General features: G+C 69.5%; 2 protein-coding genes. Both read right to left on the bottom strand.

Going from position 1 to position 2,032, the window contains the following annotated elements:
* Positions 1 to 111: 111 nt before the first annotated feature.
* The gene (locus AOK08_RS24360) at positions 112 to 942 is read right to left on the bottom strand and encodes an LLM class F420-dependent oxidoreductase (protein WP_055529804.1); all 831 of its coding nucleotides are present in this window, start codon (positions 940 to 942) and stop codon (positions 112 to 114) included.
* Positions 939 to 2,032 (bottom strand): class I adenylate-forming enzyme family protein (locus AOK08_RS24365; RefSeq protein WP_055529806.1); only part of this gene is annotated, 1,094 nt, incomplete at its 5' end. The genes AOK08_RS24365 and AOK08_RS24360, both read right to left, overlap by 4 nt.

Raw genomic sequence — 2,032 nt, forward strand, 5'->3', positions numbered from 1 at the left:
GAACTCCGCACCCAGCACCACAGGCTCACTCGTTGTGGAACTCATCGGCTTCGCTCTCCTTGTTCCTGTCGATATTCCTGTCGAGGGACTCTCGTTGTGTCGCCGGTCCGGTCAGCGCAGACGGTCGCCGAGTTGCAGGGCGATCCGGTCGACGGTTTTGGTCATGCGGGCCGTGTCGAGGGGTCTGACCCAGAACAGGACGCGGTCGACGCCGGCGGCCGCGTAGCTGTCGGCGTCACGGAGTTCGCCGCCGAAGAGAGTGACCGGGAGGGGCTGGTCGCTGCCCGGCCTGCGGACGGTCTTCTTGAACTCGGTGATGTGGTCGAGGACTCCGGGGCGGAGCATCGGGATCCACTCGTCGCCGTAGGCGAGGACCCGTTCGGCGACCCGGGGGCCGTTGCCGGCCACCAGGATCGGTGGGTGGGGCCGTTGGACGGGCTTGGGCCAAGAGGTGACCTGGTCGAAGTCGACGAAGTCGCCGTGGTAGGAGGCGATGTCGTGGGTCCAGATCTGTCGAATGGCCTCGACCCGCTCCCGCATGACGTGCCAGCGGTCGTCGGGGTCGGTGCCGTGGTTGCGCAGCTCCTGTTTGATCCAGCCGGGGCCCACCCCCAGGTTCATCCGGCCGTCGGAGAGGACGTCCACGGACGCCACTTCCTTCGCGGTGATGATGGGGTCGCGTTCCGGGACCAGCAGGATGCCGGTGCCGATCCGCAGGGTCGTGGTGGCCTGCGCCACCGCGCCCAGGGCGACCAGCGCGTCCATGCCCTTCCTGAACTCCGGCAGGAGACCGGTGACGTCGTCCCCTTCGGGCGTAACGGCCGGGATATGGGTGTGGTCGGGCAGGAACAGGGACTCGAAGCCCCGGTCCTCCAGCAGGGCGCCGAACTCCCCGGGTGAAATGGCGTCCTGGGTGGGGAACATGACGAAGCCGAACTTCACGACGCGCTCCCCGGGGCCGCCGTGCGGGACGCGTCTTCCCGGGCCGCCAGATAGTCCGCCGTGAGCCGCTGACGGCCCAGTTTCCCGGTGGGCAGGACGGGGAGCCTGTCCACCGGGATGATCTCGCTGGGGTGCTTGTACGCGCCGATACGGCCGGACAGGTGCTTCAGCAGCTCCGGCAGGTCGACCTGGCGCCCCGGTTCGGGTTCGATCAGGGCGACGACTCGTTCGCCGGTGGTGGCGTCGGGCACGCCGAAGGCGATGGCGGCCGCCACGTCCGGGTGCGTGGACAGTTCCCGCTCGATCTCCAGCGGGGCGATCGGATAACCCTCGACCATGATCAGGTCCTTCTTCCGGCCGACGAACAACAGGCAGCCGTCCGGTCGTTGGCGGACGATGTCCCCGCTGGCGAGCCACTGCCGGCGGTCGAAGGGGTCCACTCCCGTCCCGTTCCAGGACCCGACGGGCCGGGAGGGGGTGCGGATCAGCAGCTCACCGGCTTCGTCCGGCTCGGCGTCGACCCTGATCTCCACGCCGGGCAGCGGCCATCCGATGGACGGCTCGTCGACGGCGTCGATCCGGGGCTGCTCGATCACGGGAGCGGCGGTCTCGGTCATGCCGTAGACGCCCGTCAGAGAGGACTTGAAGGTCTCGGCGAACTCCCGGCTGAGCTCGATCGGGCACGCGTCGCCTCCGGTGACGCAGCGCGTGTCCGTGAGATCGGGTGCCGGTTCGGCGGCGGCGCGGGCCTCGGCGAGGAGCGCGCGGTAGGTGGTCGGCGCACCGCCGATCCAGCCGAACCGGTGGGCGCGCAGCATCCGCAGGACGACTTCCGGCTCGTTGGTCGCGGCCAGCGCCATCGGGGAGCCACGGCGCAGTGAGGTGAGCAGGACGAGGACGCCCCAAGGGTTGACCAGGTTGATCATGTAGTACGTGGCGTCGGCGCGACCGACGCCCTGGGCCTGGGTCAGACCGAGGCCGGCGTCGAGCGTCGTGTGGGAGAGCACCAGGCTCTTGGGGCGTCCCGTCGTACCCGAGGTGTAGAAGATGGCCGCGAGGTCGTCCGCGTCGACCTCGCGGCCATCTTCTA

The organism is Streptomyces graminilatus, assembly GCF_001418565.1.
In the GTDB taxonomy this organism is placed as follows: domain Bacteria; phylum Actinomycetota; class Actinomycetes; order Streptomycetales; family Streptomycetaceae; genus Streptomyces; species Streptomyces graminilatus.